Origin of the sequence: Embleya sp. NPDC005575 (assembly GCF_040605455.1) — a bacterium.
In the GTDB taxonomy this organism is placed as follows: domain Bacteria; phylum Actinomycetota; class Actinomycetes; order Streptomycetales; family Streptomycetaceae; genus Embleya.
Genome location: NZ_JBEXCV010000003.1, coordinates 117,679 through 134,922, shown reverse-complemented (window position 1 = coordinate 134,922; position 17,244 = coordinate 117,679). Strand labels below are relative to the sequence as shown.

15 protein-coding genes are annotated in these 17,244 nt (G+C 68.5%); 5 read left to right on the top strand and 10 right to left on the bottom strand.

Annotation, left to right across the window (positions count from 1 at the left end):
* The coding region (locus ABZS54_RS01825) for an FTR1 family protein (protein WP_355529628.1) at positions 1–255 on the top strand (255 nt) is incomplete at its 5' end.
* Positions 256–345: 90 nt separating this feature from the next.
* Here ABZS54_RS01825 and efeB read toward each other — a convergent pair.
* Positions 346–1,623, bottom strand: a complete 1,278-nt coding sequence (gene efeB, locus ABZS54_RS01820; RefSeq protein ID WP_355529626.1) for an iron uptake transporter deferrochelatase/peroxidase subunit — start codon at positions 1,621–1,623, stop codon at positions 346–348.
* 95 nt (positions 1,624–1,718) lie between these two features.
* On the bottom strand, positions 1,719–2,852 hold the full coding sequence (gene efeO / locus ABZS54_RS01815; RefSeq protein WP_355529623.1) for an iron uptake system protein EfeO: 1,134 nt from the start codon (positions 2,850–2,852) through the stop codon (positions 1,719–1,721).
* Positions 2,853–3,653: 801 nt separating this feature from the next.
* On the opposite strand from efeO, the gene ABZS54_RS01810 reads away from it, so the two are divergent.
* On the top strand, positions 3,654–4,880 hold the full coding sequence (locus ABZS54_RS01810) for a thiolase family protein (RefSeq protein ID WP_355529620.1): 1,227 nt from the start codon (positions 3,654–3,656) through the stop codon (positions 4,878–4,880).
* Positions 4,877–7,012 carry a 3-hydroxyacyl-CoA dehydrogenase NAD-binding domain-containing protein gene (locus ABZS54_RS01805; protein WP_355529617.1) on the top strand — a complete coding sequence of 712 codons (2,136 nt, stop codon included), beginning with the start codon at positions 4,877–4,879 and terminating at the stop codon, positions 7,010–7,012. Before ABZS54_RS01810 ends, ABZS54_RS01805 begins: the two co-directional genes overlap by 4 nt.
* A 66-nt stretch (positions 7,013–7,078) precedes the next feature.
* On the opposite strand, the gene ABZS54_RS01800 is transcribed toward ABZS54_RS01805, so the two are convergent.
* Together ABZS54_RS01800 and ABZS54_RS01795 are read right to left on the bottom strand one after the other, a co-directional pair.
* Entirely contained in the window at positions 7,079–7,558 is a 480-nt protein-coding gene (locus ABZS54_RS01800; protein WP_355529614.1) for a hypothetical protein, read from the bottom strand.
* A gap of 8 nt (positions 7,559–7,566) precedes the next feature.
* The gene (locus ABZS54_RS01795) at positions 7,567–7,722 is read right to left on the bottom strand and encodes a hypothetical protein (RefSeq protein WP_355529611.1); all 156 of its coding nucleotides are present in this window, start codon (positions 7,720–7,722) and stop codon (positions 7,567–7,569) included.
* Positions 7,723–7,910: 188 nt separating this feature from the next.
* Here ABZS54_RS01795 and ABZS54_RS01790 point away from each other — a divergent pair, with 188 nt between their 5' ends.
* On the top strand, positions 7,911–8,444 hold the full coding sequence (locus tag ABZS54_RS01790) for a GNAT family N-acetyltransferase (RefSeq protein ID WP_355529609.1): 534 nt from the start codon (positions 7,911–7,913) through the stop codon (positions 8,442–8,444).
* A gap of 50 nt (positions 8,445–8,494) precedes the next feature.
* Complete coding sequence (locus tag ABZS54_RS01785; RefSeq protein ID WP_355529606.1) at positions 8,495–9,547, top strand: LCP family protein; 1,053 nt, start codon at positions 8,495–8,497, stop codon at positions 9,545–9,547.
* 25 nt (positions 9,548–9,572) lie between these two features.
* On the opposite strand, the gene ABZS54_RS01780 is transcribed toward ABZS54_RS01785, so the two are convergent.
* From ABZS54_RS01780 to ABZS54_RS01755, 6 genes are all read right to left on the bottom strand, one after another.
* Positions 9,573–11,732, bottom strand: coding sequence for a DUF262 domain-containing protein (locus ABZS54_RS01780; RefSeq protein ID WP_355529603.1), 2,160 nt, complete (start codon positions 11,730–11,732; stop codon positions 9,573–9,575).
* 76 nt (positions 11,733–11,808) lie between these two features.
* Entirely contained in the window at positions 11,809–13,017 is a 1,209-nt protein-coding gene (locus ABZS54_RS01775) for a restriction endonuclease (RefSeq protein WP_355529600.1), read from the bottom strand.
* Positions 13,014–14,714 (bottom strand): AAA family ATPase, encoded by a 1,701-nt coding sequence (locus tag ABZS54_RS01770; RefSeq protein WP_355529597.1) that lies wholly within the window; start codon positions 14,712–14,714, stop codon positions 13,014–13,016. Before ABZS54_RS01770 ends, ABZS54_RS01775 begins: the two co-directional genes overlap by 4 nt.
* Positions 14,715–14,992: 278 nt before the next feature.
* Positions 14,993–15,457, bottom strand: coding sequence for a hypothetical protein (locus tag ABZS54_RS01765; RefSeq protein WP_355529594.1), 465 nt, complete (start codon positions 15,455–15,457; stop codon positions 14,993–14,995).
* Between the two features lie 740 nt (positions 15,458–16,197).
* On the bottom strand, positions 16,198–16,689 hold the full coding sequence (locus tag ABZS54_RS01760) for a helix-turn-helix domain-containing protein (protein ID WP_355529591.1): 492 nt from the start codon (positions 16,687–16,689) through the stop codon (positions 16,198–16,200).
* Positions 16,686–17,171 (bottom strand): ATP-binding protein, encoded by a 486-nt coding sequence (locus ABZS54_RS01755; protein ID WP_355529588.1) that lies wholly within the window; start codon positions 17,169–17,171, stop codon positions 16,686–16,688. Before ABZS54_RS01755 ends, ABZS54_RS01760 begins: the two co-directional genes overlap by 4 nt.
* Positions 17,172–17,244: the final 73 nt, after the last annotated feature.

Below are 17,244 nucleotides of genomic sequence, written 5' to 3'. Positions count from 1 at the left end.
CACGACCTCCAGGAGGCCGACTTCCTCCCGGGACTGTCGAACCGGGCCTTCGACATCAGCGACACCATCCCGCCGGACAGCTGGTACGGCACCCTCCTCAAGGGCATCCTCAACTTCCAGCCCGACCCCACGGTCCTACAGGTCACCGTCTGGCTGCTCTACCTCGTCCCGGTGATGGCCCTGTTCTTCCTGCTCCCCAAGGGCGGCACCAAGGCCCCGGCGCCGGCGTCCCGGGAGAATGTGGCGGCCGCCTGAGCAGCCCGCCAGGCATGCGCGAAGGGCCCGATCCGAAGTACGGATCGGGCCCTTCGCGCATCGATGTGAGCGGCGCCGCCCACCGAGTACTCAGGCGAACAGCGCCTTGCCCCAGTAGTCGTCCGCGCCGCGCACCCCGCCGGGGCAGGCGAACAGCGCCGAACCCACGTGCTGGATGTACTCGTTCATCGTGTCGTTCGCCGCCAACTGCTGCTGGAGCGGGATGAAGCCCTTGCGCGGGTCGCGCTGGTAGGCCAGGAAGAACAGGCCCGCCTCCAGCCGGCCGAGCCCGTCCGAGCCGTCCACGAACGAGTAGCCGCGCCGCAGGATGGTCACGCCGTTGTTGGAGTCCGGGTGGGACAACCGCACGTGCGACTTCTCCGGCAGCGCCTTGAGCGGGACCACGTCGTGCTCGCCGGTCGCGCCGTGCGGCGCGCCGACACCCTTGGACCGGCCGATGACGTCCTGCTGCTCTTGCAGCGAGGTCCGGTCCCAGGTCTCGATGTGCATCCGGATCCGGCGGGCCACCAGGTACGACCCGCCGGTCATCCACTGCGGGCCCTCGCCGGCCGGCACCCACACGTGCTCGCGCAGTCGGTCGGTCTCGGTGCCGGCGATGTTGCGCGTGCCGTCCTTGAACCCGAACAGGTTGCGCGGCGTCATCGCCTCGGGCGTGGTCGAGGAGGTCTTGCCGAAGCCCAGTTGGGACCAGCGCACCGACACCACGCCGAAGCCGATCCTGGCCAGGTTGCGGATCGCGTGCACCGCGACCTGCGGGTCGTCCGAGCAGGCCTGGACCGCGATGTCGCCGCCCGAGCGCTGCGGGTCGAGCTTGTCGCCCGGGAACAAGGGCAGTTCGGCGAGCGCCTCGGGCTTCTTCGCGGCGATCTGGAAGCGGTCCTTGCCGTCCTTGGTGAACAGCGAGGGGCCGAACCCGACGGTGAGCGTGAGGTTGTTCGGCGGCAGACCGACCGCCTCGCCGGTATCGTCCGGCGGCGACTGTGGAACGCCGCTGTCCGCGCCGGTCCCGATCGCCTTGCCCGCGGTCATCGCGGCCGCCGCGGCGGTCCACTGCTGAAGCATGCGGACCAGCTTGGCGCGGTCGTCGGTGATCACGTCGAAGACGCAGAAGTGCAGCCGGTCCTGCACCGGCGTGGCGATGCCGGCCTGGTTGGCGCCGTGGAAGTCGACCGCGCCCAGGGCCGGCGCGGACGACTTGTCCTCGGTTCCGGTGACCGCGGTGGCCACCCCGCCGGCCGCTGCGGCGCCGACCACGAGCGCGCCACCGGTCCAGCCCAGCAGGGCCCGCCGGCTGAAACCGTCGCCCGACGGCTCGACCGTCTCGGTGTCGTGTTCGATCTCGGTCATGGGGCCTCCCTATGGACGTTCGGTGCGGCTGAAGACGTGCTGTACCCGGCCCTGTGGTGCGGCCGGTTGTTGACCCGTTGCGACGTGGGGCATGACTAGGCGACGACGCCGGCCAGCTTGGACAGCGGCTCGCCGAGCGCGTTGACCGCGTCCGAGAGCTCCTTGCGCTTGACCTCGTCGACGGTGTCGTAGGAAACGTAGCCCTCGCCCTGCTTGTACTTGTTCAGCAGGCCCTGGATCTTGGCGAACTCGCCGTCGAGGGTGGCGGCCAGCGCCGCGTCCTTCTCCGCCACGTACGGCTTCAGCAGGTCGAACGCCTTCTTCGCGCCGTCCACGTTGCCCACGAAGTCCCACAGGTCGGTGTGGCTGAACGCCTCTTCCTCACCGGTGACCTTGCCGGTGGCCACCTCGTCGAGGAGTTCCTTGGCACCGTTGGCGATCGAGGTCGGGGTGATCTCGGCCGTGCCCACCTTCGACTGGAGCGTCTTGAGGTCGGCCAGCAGGCGGTCGGCGTAGCCCTTGTCTGCGTCGGTGATCTGCCCGGTCGTCCACAGCGTCTTCTCGATCCGGTGCCAGCCGGACCACTCCTGCCCCGGCTCCAGGTCCGCCTCGCGGGCGTCCATCTGCGGGTCGAGGTCGCCGAAGCTCTCCGCGACCGGCTCGATGGTCTCCCAGCCCAGGCGCGACTTGGGGTAGAGCTCCTTGGCCTTGGCCACGTCGCCGGCCTTGACCGCGTTCACGAACTCGGTGGCGATCGGCATCATTTGGTCGACCGTCTCGGTGGTGAACGCGCGGTAGTGCGCGACCGCCTGGGCGAGTCGGGGGTCGACCGGCTTCTCGGCGGGCGTGCCGGCGACGGTGATCGTCTGCCGGATGCCGTCGCCCTTCATGCCGGGCTTGCAGGCGACCTCGTACTTGCCGGCCTTGATCTCGAAGTTCAGCGTCGCCGAGGTGCCGGGGCCGATGTTCTCCCGCTCGGTGACGATCCGGTCGCCTTGGGCGTAGACGTACAACTCGGTGACCTGGCTGCCCTTGTTGGTCACCTTGATGCTGTTCTTGCCTGCCGGCCAGTCCTTCTTGGCGACGTCGCACGACTTGTCCTTGGCGGTGACCTTGACCGCGTCGCCGGAGGATTCGTCGCTGCTGCACGCGGTGAGCGCCAGCGGCAACGCGAGCAGCAGTCCGGTGCCCAGCACGCGGACGGCAGGACGGCGACGGACAACAGACATGGACTCTCCCGGGGACGAGAACAAGCGAAGACGGGTCGATGCCCGGCAGACGGACGACAGGGGCCAACAGGCATACACAAAGAGGACAAAGAGCAATTCTTAGGCAAGGCTAACCAAGCCTAGGCTTGGCTTATTTTGTCAGCCGAATGCCCCCATACAGTCAAGTAAAAGTAAAGGCCCGCCGCTCCGAGCGTGGATCACATCACGTCCGCCTCGCGATCTCTGGCGCGGCAAAGCATTACAAGCCCGGTATATGCGTAGAGTCGGGCCAAGTCAGCGCAATCCGGAGCCCTCGTGATCACCTCGGAGCAGCCCGGCGCGGCAACCCGTCGGGGCGACCCGCCGGAGCCTCCACCGCCGACGCGAGCGATCGTGCGCCCGACCCGGGCGCTGTGGCGATGACGACTCGGGCGCCCACCGCGGTACTTGCCGACCCCTCAGCCGCGTTCGCGTGTCCGAACGCGCACCCGGGCACACTCGGATGCCCGGTCGGAGAATGCACCCCGGTCGCACCCCCGCACGCGCACCCGACACACACCCGTTCGCGCGCGCCTCGACACCCGCCTGGACACCCGCCCGACGGCACCCGTTCGCTCGCCTCGGCACCCGCTCGGACGCGAACGACACCCCCCGGCCGTCGGCCCGCTCGCCTCGAAAACGCGCCGGCCACCGGGCCGATCCCGGCCACCGCCGGCGGCAACCCGGCGGATCGGCGCGACCCGAGAGGGACCGAGGGCTAGGACCATTGGTTACTCATGAGTAGCATGGGGCCCGTACCCATCGCAGGAGGAGTGTGCGCTCGTGCCTCGTAACGTCCGGGACGTCGTCTTCGTAGACGGCGTCCGTACCCCCTTCGGCAAGGCCGGCCCCAAGGGCATCTACCACGAGACGCGAGCCGACGACCTCGTCATCGCGTGTATCCGTGAGCTGATGCGCCGCAACCCGTCGCTGCCGCCGGCCCGCGTGGACGAGGTCGCCATCGCGGCCACCACGCAGATCGGCGACCAGGGCCTGACCATCGGCCGCACCGCGGCGCTGCTCGCGGGTCTGCCGCGCGAGGTGCCCGGCTACTCGATCGACCGCATGTGCGCGGGCGCGATGACCGCGGTCACCACCGCCGCCGGCGGCATCGCGTTCGGCGCCTACGACGTCGTGGTCGCCGGCGGTGTCGAACACATGGGCCGCCACCCCATGGGCGAGGGTGCCGACCCGAACCCGCGGATCATCTCCGAGCAGCTCGTGGACCCGTCCGCGCTGGTCATGGGCAACACCGCGGAGAACATCCACGACCGCTTCCCCCAGCTGACCAAGGAGCGCGCCGACAGGTTCGCCGTCGGCAGCCAGGACAAGGCCGCCAAGGCGTACGCCGACAACAAGATCCAGCCCGACCTGGTGCCGGTCGCGGCCCGCTCGGTCGAGCAGGGCTGGGGCCTGTCCACCGTCGACGAGCCGATGCGCCCGGGCACCACGCTCGATGGCCTCGGCGCGCTGAAGACCCCGTTCCGTCCGCACGGCCGGGTCACCGCGGGCAACGCGGCCGGCCTCAACGACGGCGCGACCGCGTGTCTGCTCGCCTCCGAGGACGCCGCGCGCGAGCTGGGTCTGCCGATCAAGATGCGGCTCGTGCAGTTCGCCTTCGCGGGCGTCGAGCCCGAGGTGATGGGCATCGGCCCGGTCCCGGCCACCGAGAAGGCCCTGGAGCGCGCCGGCCTCACCATCGAGGACATCGGCCTGTTCGAGTTGAACGAGGCGTTCGCGGTCCAGGTGTTGTCCTTCCTGGACCACTACAAGATCGCCGACGACGACCCGCGCGTGAACAAGTACGGCGGCGCCATCGCCTTCGGCCACCCTCTCGCCTCGTCCGGCGTGCGCCTGATGACGCAGCTCGCGCGGCAGTTCGAGGAGCACCCCGAGGTCCGCTACGGCCTGACCTCGATGTGCATCGGGCTCGGCATGGGCGGGACCGTCATCTGGGAGAACCCGAACTGGACCGCGAACACCGCGAACTCCGAGGGGAACGACAAGTGAGCGACCTGACTCGACTGGCCGCCGAGGTCTTCCCGGACGAGCTGGTCTCGCACTTCCCCGTACGCGTGCTCGATCTTCCGGGCGGCGCGGGCAGATTCGCGCTGATCACGATCGACAACGGCTTCGACCACACCAAGCCGAACACGTTCGGCCCGGCCGGTCTGGGCGAGCTGAACGGCGCGATCGACAAGGTAGAGGCGCTGGCCGCTGCGGGCGACATCGTCGCGGCGGGGGTGACCGGCAAGCCGTTCATCTTCGCAGTCGGCGCCGACCTCAAGGGCGTGGAGAAGGTCGGCCTGCGCGAGCACGCGCACGCCATCGGCAAGGCCGGCCACGACACGTTCAAGCGGCTGACCACGCTTTCCGTGCCCACGTTCGCGTTCTACAACGGCGCGGCGATGGGCGGCGGCGTCGAGATCGGCCTGGCCTGCACGTACCGCACCATCTCCACCGCGGTGCCGGCCTTCTCGCTGCCGGAGTGCTTCCTGGGTCTGGTCCCCGGCTGGGGCGGCTGCGTGCTGCTGCCGAACCTGATCGGCCCGGACAACGCGATCACCGTGATCATCGAGAACGCGCTGAACCAGAACCGGCAGCTCAACGGCCCCAAGGCATTCAAGCTCGGGATCGCGGACGCGCTGGTGGAATCCGCCGACTTCCTGGCCCAGTCGCTGGTGTGGGCGGGCAAGGTCGTCACCGGCGAGATCGTGGTCGAGCGAGCAGAGCTCGACCGCGGCGCCGGTTGGGACGCGGCGATCGAGCGAGGTCGAGCGATCGCCGACTCGAAGGTGCACGGGGCCTCCCCCGCGCCGTACCGCGCGCTGGAGATCATCGACGCGGCGCGCTCCGCGCGATTCGGCGACGTCGCCTCGCTCCAGGCCGGCTTCGACGCCGAGGACGACGCGCTCGCCGACCTCATCATGGGCGACGAACTGCGCGCGGGGCTGTACTCGTTCAACCTGATCCAAAAGCGCGCCAAGCGCCCGGCCGGCGCCCCCGACCGGCAGCTCGCGCGCCCGGTCACCAAGGTCGGTGTGGTCGGCGCCGGGCTGATGGCCTCGCAGCTCGCGCTGCTGTTCGCACGCCGCCTGCGGGTGCCGGTCGTCCTGACCGACATCGACCAGGAGCGTGTGGACAAGGGCGTCGGCTACGTACACGCCGAGGTCGACAAGCTCCTGCTCAAGAAGCGGATCTCGGCGGACGCCGCGAACCGACTCAAGGCGCTGGTGACCGGCTCGCTGACCAAGGACGCGTTCGCGGACGCCGACTTCGTGATCGAGGCCGTGTTCGAGGAGATGTCGGTCAAGCAGCAGGTGTTCGCCGAGGTCGAGGCCGTGGTCTCGCCGACCTGCATCCTGGCCACCAACACCTCGTCGTTGTCGATCACCGAGATGGCCGCCAAGCTGGCGCACCCCGAGCGGGTCGTGGGCTTCCATTTCTTCAACCCGGTCGCGGTTCTGCCGCTCCTGGAGATCGTCCGCGCGGAGCAGACCGACGACGGTGCGCTCGCCACCGCGTTCGCCGTCTCCAAGCAGCTCAAGAAGACCTCGGTCCTGGTCAAGGACGCCCCGGCGTTCGTGGTCAACCGCGTCCTCACCCGCTTCCTGGGCGAGGTGCTGGCCGCGGTCGACGAAGGCACCCCGATCGAGATCGCCGACAACGCGCTGGCCCCGCTCGGCCTGCCGATGTCCCCGATGGTCCTGCTCGAACTCGTCGGCCCGGCGATCGCCGCACACGTCGGCGCGACCCTGCACACGGCCTTCCCGGACCGCTTCGGCGTCTCGCCCAACCTGGAGCGCGTGGTCAAGGCCGGCAAGCGCTCCTTCCTGACCTGGGCCTCGGGCGCCCAGGAGGTCGACCCCGAGGTCACCGCCCTGCTGGAGGTGGGCAACTCCCCCTCCACACAGGAGCAGGTCCGCGACCGCGCGTTGGCAGCCCTGGCCGACGAGATCAACCTCATGCTCGAAGAGGGCGTCGTCGCCGCCCCGCAGGACGTCGACCTGTGCATGATCACCGGCGCCGGCTGGCCCTTCCACCTGGGCGGCATCACCCCGTACCTGGACCGCGCGGGCGTCACCGAAAAGACGATCGGCAAGCGCTTCCTGCCGGCGGGAGCGGCTTCGGTCCCGCAGTAGTCGACAACGTGCGAAGGGCGGCCCTGCTCCATCGGGCCGCCCTTCGGCACTCGCGTCACACGTGGATCAGAATCCGGCCTCGGAGTCGGCCTTTTGGAAATACCACAAATTCTGGATGCGCCTGAACGTGTAGGTATAACGCACGTGCGCTTGCCCGCCTGCGGCACGATCCACCGAATCCGACAACGGCCGGCCGTTCACCGTGACGTGATCCGAATCGAACTTGGCTCTGTCGTCACGGAGTTCGAGCTTGGCGATGTCGACCGAGATCAGCGCCTCGGCATCCGGATTCATCGATCTCCACAGGTTCGTGGCCGCCATGCCGCAGCCCCCGAAGGGCGGGGCGGCAACGCTCCCGGCCTTGATATTGGGGCACGCGGCCTCGAAATCGTTGCGCCACGTCCCGGTGAACCAGGTGAGGGCAGCGCTCCGCGCCTCCGAGACCATCGCGGGATCGGGCTGCGGCTCGTGCGACCCACCGCACCCGGTGGCCAGCAGGAGCCCCGGGACGGCGACCACGGCGCGCCGCCACATGCCGCTCATCACGGATCGGCTCACGGGTCGGCCGGCTGCTTGGGAGGATGGATAACCTCACGCAGGTCTATGGGGATCCGGTCCGGGAGGGTCTCGGTCTTGGACACGGACGCGGCCTCGGCCAATCGGCCGGATACGCCTTCGAGCCATGCGAGATCAATGACGAGATCGGTCATGGTGCCCACCCCCGTGAGTCGGCCGAGCGATTGGCCCACACCTTGAAGGCGGGCCTCGGCGCCGGTCGAGTCACGTTAAGCGAGCACTCGGGCACAGTCAAGCAGGCGGTTGGCGCGGGGCCTGAGCGCCACCGTACCGCCGCCCCACGCGCCGTCCCGCGTTCTCGGCGGCGGCCACAATGGTGATCATGAGTGATGCGATGCGTGGTGCCTCGGTACGCGATCTGGAGCGTTTGCGGGAGATCGAGGTCGCCGCCGGGAGGTGCTTCACGGATGTGGGGATGCCGGAGATCGCAGCGGATGAGCCGTTCTCCGTGGCGGAGTTGGCGCGATATCAGAGCGATGGGCGGTGCCTGGTGATCGGGGAACCGGCGATCGCCTATCTGATCTGGGACCTCGTGGACGGCGCGGCGCACATCGAGCAGGTGTCGGTGCATCCCGACGGGGCGCGGCGCGGGCTCGGGCGGGCGATGATCGATCGGGTGCAGGCAAAGACCGGGCTCGTGTCGACGTTGACCACGTTTCGGGACGTGGCGTGGAATGCGCCGTACTACGCGCGAATCGGCTTCCGGACCCTCGATGCGGCCGAGGTGACGCCGGGGCTCGCGGCAATCCGAGCGCACGAAGCGGCCATCGGGTTGGATCGGTGGCCTCGCGTGTGCATGCGGCGGCCGGTTCCGGATCTCGGACAGGCACCGAAATCGATCTCGTCTTCGCACTGATTTTCGGCTTCCCCTGCCGTTGCTGACGGCTGGTCAGCTAGCTTCTGCGCATGACGGATGCGCTGGGTGCGACGGACGAGTCGGCCGAGGTCAGCGGGACTGACGAAGACGTCGAGTCGACATCGACACCCGAGCGCAAGCCTTGGTCACGACGCCGCAAGGCGGTCGTGGGACTGGTCGCGCTGCTCACCCTGTCGCTGTTCGTGGTCGGCGGGTGCGCGGTCTGGTTGGTGTACTCGCTGAACGCCAACATCAAGCGGATCGACGGAGTCTTCGACCGATCGAGCATCCCCGCAGCGGGGCCGCGCCCGCCGGCCGATCCCACCGCCGGCCGGGCACTGAACATCCTGCTCGTCGGCATGGACGCGGCGGCGGCCGGCGCCGACCCCAACGCGCTGGAGGGGCGGCGCAGCGACACCATGATGATCCTGCACCTGCCCGCCGGCCGGGCCTCGATCTCGGCGATCTCGCTGCCGCGCGACTCGTGGGTGTCGATCCCGGGACACGGCGAGGCCAAGCTGAACGCGGCCTTCTCGTGGGGCGGGCCCGCGCTCCTCGTGGCCACGATCGAGAACCTGACCGGCGTGCGGATCGACCACTACGCGGCGGTGGACTTCGGCGGCTTCAAGGGCATGGTCGACGCGCTCGGCGGGGTGACGGTGGACGCCGACAAGGGCCGCGCCAAGCTGGACGGCAACGAGGCGCTCAAGTTCGTGCGGCAGCGGTACGGGCTCGAACGGGGCGACCTCGATCGGGTGGCGCACCAGCAGCAACTCCTGGGCGCGATCGCGGAGAAGGTGACCGCGGAGGGGGTGCTCGGCAGCCCACTGCGCACCGAGAACCTGTTGCAGTCGCTGACCAAGTCGCTGACCGTCGACGACAACCTCAACCTCAAGGCGCTGCTCGACCTGGCCACCGACCTCAAGGGCATCAGCGAATCCGACCTGGCGTTTCGCACCGCCCCCGTCGCCGGCTTCGGCGAACGCGGCGGCGGGCAGAGCGTGGTCCTGCTCGACGACAAGCGCTGCAAGGAACTCTTCGCCGCAGTCCGTGCCGACATCCCCTGGCCGGAACCGGGTCCCGGCGAACTGTGGCGGCCCTGAGCAGGGGAACTTCTCGACCGGCGGCTCAGACCACGTCCTTGAGCCAGGCGAACACCTCGTACAACACGGCGAGGTTGCCCTCGTCCTCCAACAGGCTCAAGGGGAAGTTAGGGCAACTGCGCAGGTGGTGTGTGCGGATCTCCACGCCCGCGATGGCGTTGAGGCGGGTACGAAGCTCATCCCGCATCGGTTCCGGCGCAAATCGCGAGTGCCGCAACAGCTCCCTGAACTGCACCTCGATGCCACTGCCCGCAGCGGACGGAAACACCAGCAGCGGGCATACGGCCGTACCGTCGGGTGCTTCGCGGACCAGACGCGCAGTGGGCGTAGCGCCGTTTCCGAAATCGACACGGCCACGACTGACGTCCCAGAACTCCAGAAGGTCCCGAACCAGTTGCACTTCCTCGCGCGTTGAGCAGGACACCAATTGGTCCCAGAAGCGGGCCTCGGTATCGAGATACTCGACGGGCGCAGCAGGTAACCACCCCTGCGCGTGGTCGGCGCCGGAAAAGTCGAGGTCGAAAAACGGGCTGCGATCGGCGTCGCCGCCTGCTTGTTCGATCGCATCGACCGGAGCGGCCACGGTGATCGCGGGCTCGTCCGTCCCGTCACCGCCGGGCAGACCCAGCATGCCGTTGAGGGTCGCGACCATCAGCCCTCGCCGTGCCGCGAGGAAGTCGGGAAAACGTTCGACAGTCCACAAGTCGGGGTCCGTGGGCATCCAGTGCCCGGCGAGGTGATCCGGGTCGAGCGTCGAAAGGTATTGTGCCGGTGTCTTGGTCCCGATGGCCCGCTTGGTGCGGGCCGAGACGAAGGCGTAGTTCGCAACGCAGTTGCGCAACTCCTTCGGATAGGCCCCGCCGATCGCCGCGTCCGGGAAGACGTGGTGGTACTCGATCCGCGCCGACGAGTCTTCCCGCAGTTCGTCGAGGCGGTCACCGTCCACCCAGTCCCGCACCTCGCGGCGAAGCGCGGCGATGTACAGGACGTTGAACAACGCGTGCACGCTCGTCTTGTGCTCCAGGTCCGTGGCCTGCACGGGAGCGTCCACCGAGCGGGTGCCGAAGGCACCGTTCGTCAACTCGCGCCAACGTACCTCTTCCGGCTCGACATCCATCCACCGGACGTCGGACTCCATCGCGGTCTCGGAGGCCCCCGTGTACCGCATGAAGGCCAGGATCGTGTAGATCCAGCGACGCAACCGGCGAGTCTCCTCCAGGCCGAGCGTGCCGCCCCTGCGATGCAGCAGGATGGACGGCGCGACCAGCACGTTCTGCGTCTTGAGTACTGCCGAGCGCGGTACGCCGCATTCCTCGCGCAGGAACTCGACCGTCATCCGGACGGAGTCCGCCGTCTTGGCCCACGCGTCCTTGAGTACGGCTTCGGTGACCGAGGCGTCGAGCAGCCTGATGCTGCGCAGACCCACCCCGGCGTAGTACCCCAGTACGCGCAACACCGGGTCGCGGTCGAGGGCGAATCCGTCTCGGGCCAGTTCCGCGTGAAACGCCTCTATCGTGGCAAGTCCGTCCGCCCAGCGGGCGGCGATCGCGCTGTAGACGAGGTCGCCCTTGGTCAGCTTGCGCCCACCCTTGTTGACCCGGGCGAAGACGTCCGCGACCTCCTCGTAGTCGTCGGAGGTGTAGGTGATGACGGCGATCTCACGCTTGTGGATGTCGTGCAGCTTTTGCAGACGGGTGAAGTACGTCTGAAAGACCGGCGTCGCGGGATCGACCCCGGCCACCGTCAACATCCGGAAGAACTCGGGATCACTCGCCAGCACGTCGACCACCGGGATCAACAGCGGATCGTTTCGCTGCGCGCCCACCGGGCTCACGAACTGCTCGTTCGCGAGGTCGAAGCGCAGGTCGAGCTTCTTCGCGTCGGCCCGGGACTCGGGCCGGTACACCCAGGCCAGCGAGATGAGCCGCTGCTGGCCGTCGAGCAGGTACACGGGCTGATGGGTGTTCTGGGCGTCCTGGCTGACCGCGGCGGCCCGAAACGGGACCTGGATCCTGGTCTTCCACAACAGCACGGATCCGATGGGGTATCCACGATAGAGGGAGTCGAGCAGGTCACGGATGTCCGGCGTCTTCCAGACGTAGTCCCGCTGAATGGACGGGATCACGATGCGTCCCGCGAGCAGATCCTCGACCTGCGAAATGATGTTCTCGTTCGCCAACCCCACGTCGGGAACCCCCCTGTGCCGCCCGCCCCTTGCACGCCTTTGCTGCGGGACATTACGCGATGGCGACGACGCGCGGTCAACCGTTCGGTACGTGAGCGGGAGGTCCGGCGATCAGGTCGGCAAGCTCGGCGACGGCGGCGAGGACCTCCCCGGGTGACCGGTCGAGCGGCAGAACGTGCCGGAGCAGCTTCATCCCGGTGCGACGGATGGTGCGTTCGGGCGGCGCGTCACCTCCGGCGGCATAGATCAGGTGGCCGCGCGGCAGGCCGAGGGCGGTGCAGTAGGCGAGCATCTGGTAGGCGTCGGCATTCGGGAACTTCTTGTTCTTCTCGGCCTTGTACTTCGCGTCCACGACGGCCCCCGGTGTGCCGTCGGGGCGGTACCAGACGAGGTCCGGTTCCAGTTTCACCGACTTCTCCACGTCGAGATCGTGCTTCGCGGGCATCACACACCGGCCGCCGTACGGTCGAAGCGCGTCCTGCAACGCGCGGACCACGAAGTCCTCGAACGCCTTGTTCATGTCGACCAGGAAGCCTTCCACCCGGACGCTGCCGGCCCTGAGATCGAACGACCCGCCACGCAGCACGAGTTCGGCGAGCGGCAAGGCCACGTGATAGCGACCGTTGAGCCGCGACGGCTGCCATCGAGGCAAGGGTTGTCCGTCCGCCGGCGCCTCGACGCCGCTCAGGCGCAGCAGCGTGCGTTGGAGCGAATGACGTGTCGACGCAGATATGCCGGGCATCCGCAACAGACGCCGGGACGCCGCCAGGATCAGTCGGTTCTCGGCGATGTCCACGCTGAACTCGTCGTAGGTCACCTCCAGCGGCACCATCAACCCGTGGCGTCGGCGCACCTGTTCGCGTTCGCGCAGTCGACCGCGCAGCACCGGCAGCGCGTCCTCGACCTGGTGGTAGCCCTGGAGCACCCCTTGACGCAACGCCCGGTCGGCCTGCCGGGAGAAGGCTTCGGCGACCGCCGAAAGCAGGTCCGGCTGTTCGTCGAGGTCCACGACCCGGTCCCGCCACTGTATGCCGACGCGGCTGTACCCGAGCAGGAAGAACAATCTGTCCACGGGGACCTTGGGCGTCACCCACAGCTCGACGCCGTCTCCCGGCGGGCCGACCCAGGCCGCGCCGACAACGGCTTTGCCCCGCACCTGCCATCGTCCCGGTGCCCGGGTCGGGGTTAGCGTGACGACCTTGGAGGCTTGCAGCGCGTGCGCCGCGGCGGCGCTGAGTGCAACGTCGGTCAGGACGGCGTGCTCGGCGAGGCGGATCGTGGTCACACGTCGTCCGATCCGCCCGGGGACACGTCGGCGGCGGGCAGGCCGGCGGCCTCGGCCACGACCGCGAAGCCGTATTCGGCCTCGATGTCCACGCCGTCGCCGTAGTGGTGCTCTTCGAGGAGCGGGAGGATGTTGCGTCGCCAGGTGCGTTCGAGGCCGCCCTCGTCCTCGTGTACCGCCTTGCGCATGAAGTAGGACGGCCCGACCGCGAAGTCCGGGTCCTGGATCCGCCGATTCAACTCGGCGAGCAGCAAGCCGGCGTGCGGTGGGTAGTCGTGGGCCGCCAGCCACTGGTCGAGTACTCCGTCGACCGGGTCCTGGGTCGGGTGCAGCGCCATGAAGGAGAACCGTCGCCGCATGGCCGCGTCGACCAGGGCGATGGAGCGGTCGGCGGTGTTCATGGTGCCTATGATCAGCACGTTCTTCGGCAGCGTGAACTCTTTGTCGTCGCCGGAGGAGTACATCAGGTCGATGTTGCGCGACCGGTATTCCAGGAGGAAGTAGAGCTCGCCGAAGACCTTCGCCAAGTTGGCCCGGTTGATCTCGTCGATGATCAGGACGTGCGGCAGTTCGGGGTTCTCCCGCGCCGCGTCCACCAGCTTGCGGAAGGGCCCTGCGGTCAGCTCGAATCCGACCTGCCCGTCCTTGCCGGCGCGCGGACGGTAGCCCTCGAAGAAGTCTTCGTAGGAGTACGCCGGGTGGAACTGCACGAGCTTGACCACACCCGCACCGGCGAGATGCTCGGCCAGGGCCTGGGCGATGAAGGTCTTCCCCGTGCCCGGCGGGCCGTAGAAGACCAATTGTGGGCGGTCGCGCAGCAGGTCCACGCATTCCTGAAGCCAGCCGTGCGGCAGGTACAGCTCCGCCGCCAGTTCCTCGGGCACGGCAGGCAGGGTCATCTCGCGCGTGCCCTTGGGCGCGACGTCGGTCGTCGGCGTCGAGCCGACACCGATCAGCTCGGCCAACGCGTCCACGAACTCGGTCAGGTCGACGATGCTCAGTTGGGTGGACAGCCTCGCGGAGACCTCTTGCGGCAGTTCCACGTAGTCGATCGGCTCGTCGAGCGTGCGCCACTCGACGGAACGCCGCAGATTGGCCTGGCCGTCCACGCTGGACACAAAGCCGGGCGGCCCGGTGACGATGCCGAGGTGGATGTCGCCGGACGTCTGGGCGAGCACGAGGTCGCCTTCACGCATGCGGCTGAGGAAGAGGTGATACTCCGTCACCCGCTGGTCGCGCGCGTTGTAGGAGACGTGCGCGTAGTCCTCCTCGATCGCTTCCTTGACCTCGTCGCGTGTCACGCCGGGAGGCAGGCTCCGCAGCTTGCTCGCCGGCAGCGACACGAATCCGTCGGTGAGCCAATCCGGCACGACGTTGTGTCCGTTGACCGAGGAGCCCTTGACGAACCAGGCCCGGCGGCCGGTGTGGGCGTCTTCCTCGGCCGGCATGAGCGCGCTCAATTCGGCTTCCTTGACCTTGTCCCGAGTATCACCCTTCACCCTCCTCTGCTTGGTTTCGGCTGCGGTGATCCCGTCCCGCTTCCAGAGTTTCAGCAAGACGTCGTGGTCGATCGGAAGAAGCGGGTATCCCTCTTTGGAGAGGATGCGATGCCCGTGGTCGATCGCGCCGTCCACGAGTTCCGCGAGCACTGCTCCTTCGCTGACGTTCAGGAAGCGCGCGGCGTCGTTGATCGCCACCCAGTGTTTCCGCCCGATGCTGCGGGTCAGAAGGTCTATGCGCCGCCCCAGTGGAGACAGCTCCCTTGCTCCCTCGGTCGGAGCTTCCACGTCACCCTGCACAGCGCTCACGCGTGATCCACCCTCGGTCTCGGCCCGCAAACCAAACGAGTCGTGGCCACCGTAGCGGCTGCCCGGACGATCCGGAGCGCGGGAAGTCAATGCTCGCACCGGACTCCGACAGGGACTCTGCCGTCCGAACTCCGCCACCCGGCAGGCTCGTTGGGAGAAGGCTCGGATCAGAACAGCGGCACGCGGTTGCCGTAGCGCGGTTTGCAGCGCGTACACACGATCGGGCGACCTTCGTGGTCCTCGCCGCGCCAACCGCCCTTGCAGTCGCAGGCCGGAATCGCCGGCGAGGACGTCTCGGAGTCTGCACTGAGGGAGCGGCGGAAGGACTCGCGCATGGTTTGGTGGACGTCGATCGCCTCGTCCAGGCGGTACAGGAGTACGGCGAGCGGGGATCTGATACCGGGGCCGGTCAGGGGGCCGCGTGTGCGGATGGTGTCCGCCAGGTCGTGGACGAGGGTGCTGCGGTCTGTGCGGTCGGCGAGCTTGAGGGCGATGCGGTGCAGGCCGGGCAGCAGGAACTCGTGGGATTCGGAGGGGAGTTGTTCGACCAGGACTTTGGCAGCCCGGAACGACGCGGTGTCGGGCGTGCGGCGTGCGGGCCAGGAGGGACTGGGGGGAGAACCTGCCCCCATCCCCATAGAGGTAACTACAGGGAGCGGCTCATCCGGGTGGACCGTTGAGGCCCTGTGGTGAGCGGTTGAGGGATTTGTGGGTGAGCGACTCGGAACGCTCAGGTGTTCATCTCGGTGGGCGGTTGAGCCGTCGGTCAGCGGTTCGTATGGATGAGCCGTTGAGGGGATGAGCAGCGTGTACTCGCTGAGGGCGGCGCGGCCGTCGCCGAGTCGGTGGCCGCGGTGGAGTTGGAGCAGGAGGCCGCGCTTTTGTAGGGCGTCGAGTGCGCGGCGGACCGTGGAGAGGTGAAATCCGGTGTCGGTCGCGAGCATCGCGTGGGTGACTCGGATGCCGGTCCCGTCGGCGTTGGCGTACGAAGAGAGCAGCAGCGCGAAGAACAGCAGCGTGCGCTCGATCTCCGGATCGCGGCGGACGGTCTGTAGCCAGACTGCTCGGCGCGCGTATGGGGGAATCGTGGGGGGATTGCTGGTCGGCCGGGGAGGGTTCGGGCATGCTTGCCCTGGGAGGTGCGCCGGGTTCACGGCTTGCCTTTCGGTCGGCCGCCCGGTTCAGGGGCGGTCTGACTTTGCGGCGATCGCCCCGGCAAGGGTGGTCGCCGCTTTCTGTAGTCGAACCGTAACCGGCGTTTGGTGGGCGTTGGCCGAGTTTCACCCGAATGAGCGAGGGTTGGTTTTTGACACTCCGTCACCGGGGCCTGCGCTTCATGGTCGCGCTTGTGGGTGGGCCGCGCGGGGCGCGTTCAGGCGAACTCGTCGCCGAGCACGTGCGCGTGAAGCCGAACGGCGAATGCCCGCCAGGTGGCCAGGTGTTCGCGGAAGGCGGCGGGCCCGGTGGCCAGGGCATCGAGCAGTTCGTGAACGCAGGCAATGCGCTGCGGTTCCGGGAGCGTCGCAAGCCAGGGCAGTTCGTCGCCGAGGACTGATTCCGCCAGGTCACGGCGGGCGTGTGCGAGGAGCGCAACGGACCGCGCGGCGATCCGGATGCCGGCCTGTTCGGGATCGGTTGGCGTGCCGCGTGCCCATGGCGGAGTGAACCCGAGCCGATCGAGTGGCATCCCGAAGAACGCTTCGAGCCGCTGTCGTCCGTAAGGGCGCGGCCAAGGCGGATCGGCCGACTCCCAGCGACGCACCTGCCGGACGTCCACCCCGATCCGCTCGGCGAACTGCTCTTGGCTGTACAGCCCGAGCGCGTTGCGTGCGGCCACGAGGCGTGGATTGGCGGGCGGCTTCACGTGAACACCTCCGCCCAGGCACAGGTGCCGTCCGCCGCCCGCTCGACCCCGGCCCGCTGCGCGAGTTCACGAACGAGACGCCACCCGCGCCCGCCATCGGCGGTGCGCTCGCAGCGGTCGACTTCTTCGCGCCACCGACCGCAGTCGATCACCTCGACCCAGACGGCGTCGCCGGTCCGCGTGAGGATGAGCGTGTAGGTCGGACTGCCGCTGTGCATCACGGCGTTGGTCGCGAGCTCGGTGACGATCAACTGGAGCGCATCGAGTGGGTCACCACCGATGCCCCAATCCTCGCAAGCGCGCCGAGCGAATCGGCGGGTTCGTGGTACGGCCGCAAGCCCGGCGATTACTCCGAGGGACGCGGCCTCGACGGGCCATACCTGGCGGATGGGGCTTCGAGGCGAACCAACCCCGAGAGTCGGCGGTTTCGTGGCTGCTCCTCCACCCGCAAGTAGGGCAGGCCTCCACTGAAACGAGTCCATGGGCATATACGCCTTCTTTCGTGGCACCCGCGCGTCGTGCGCTGCCATCGACTGCTCAGAGCGACCACACTCC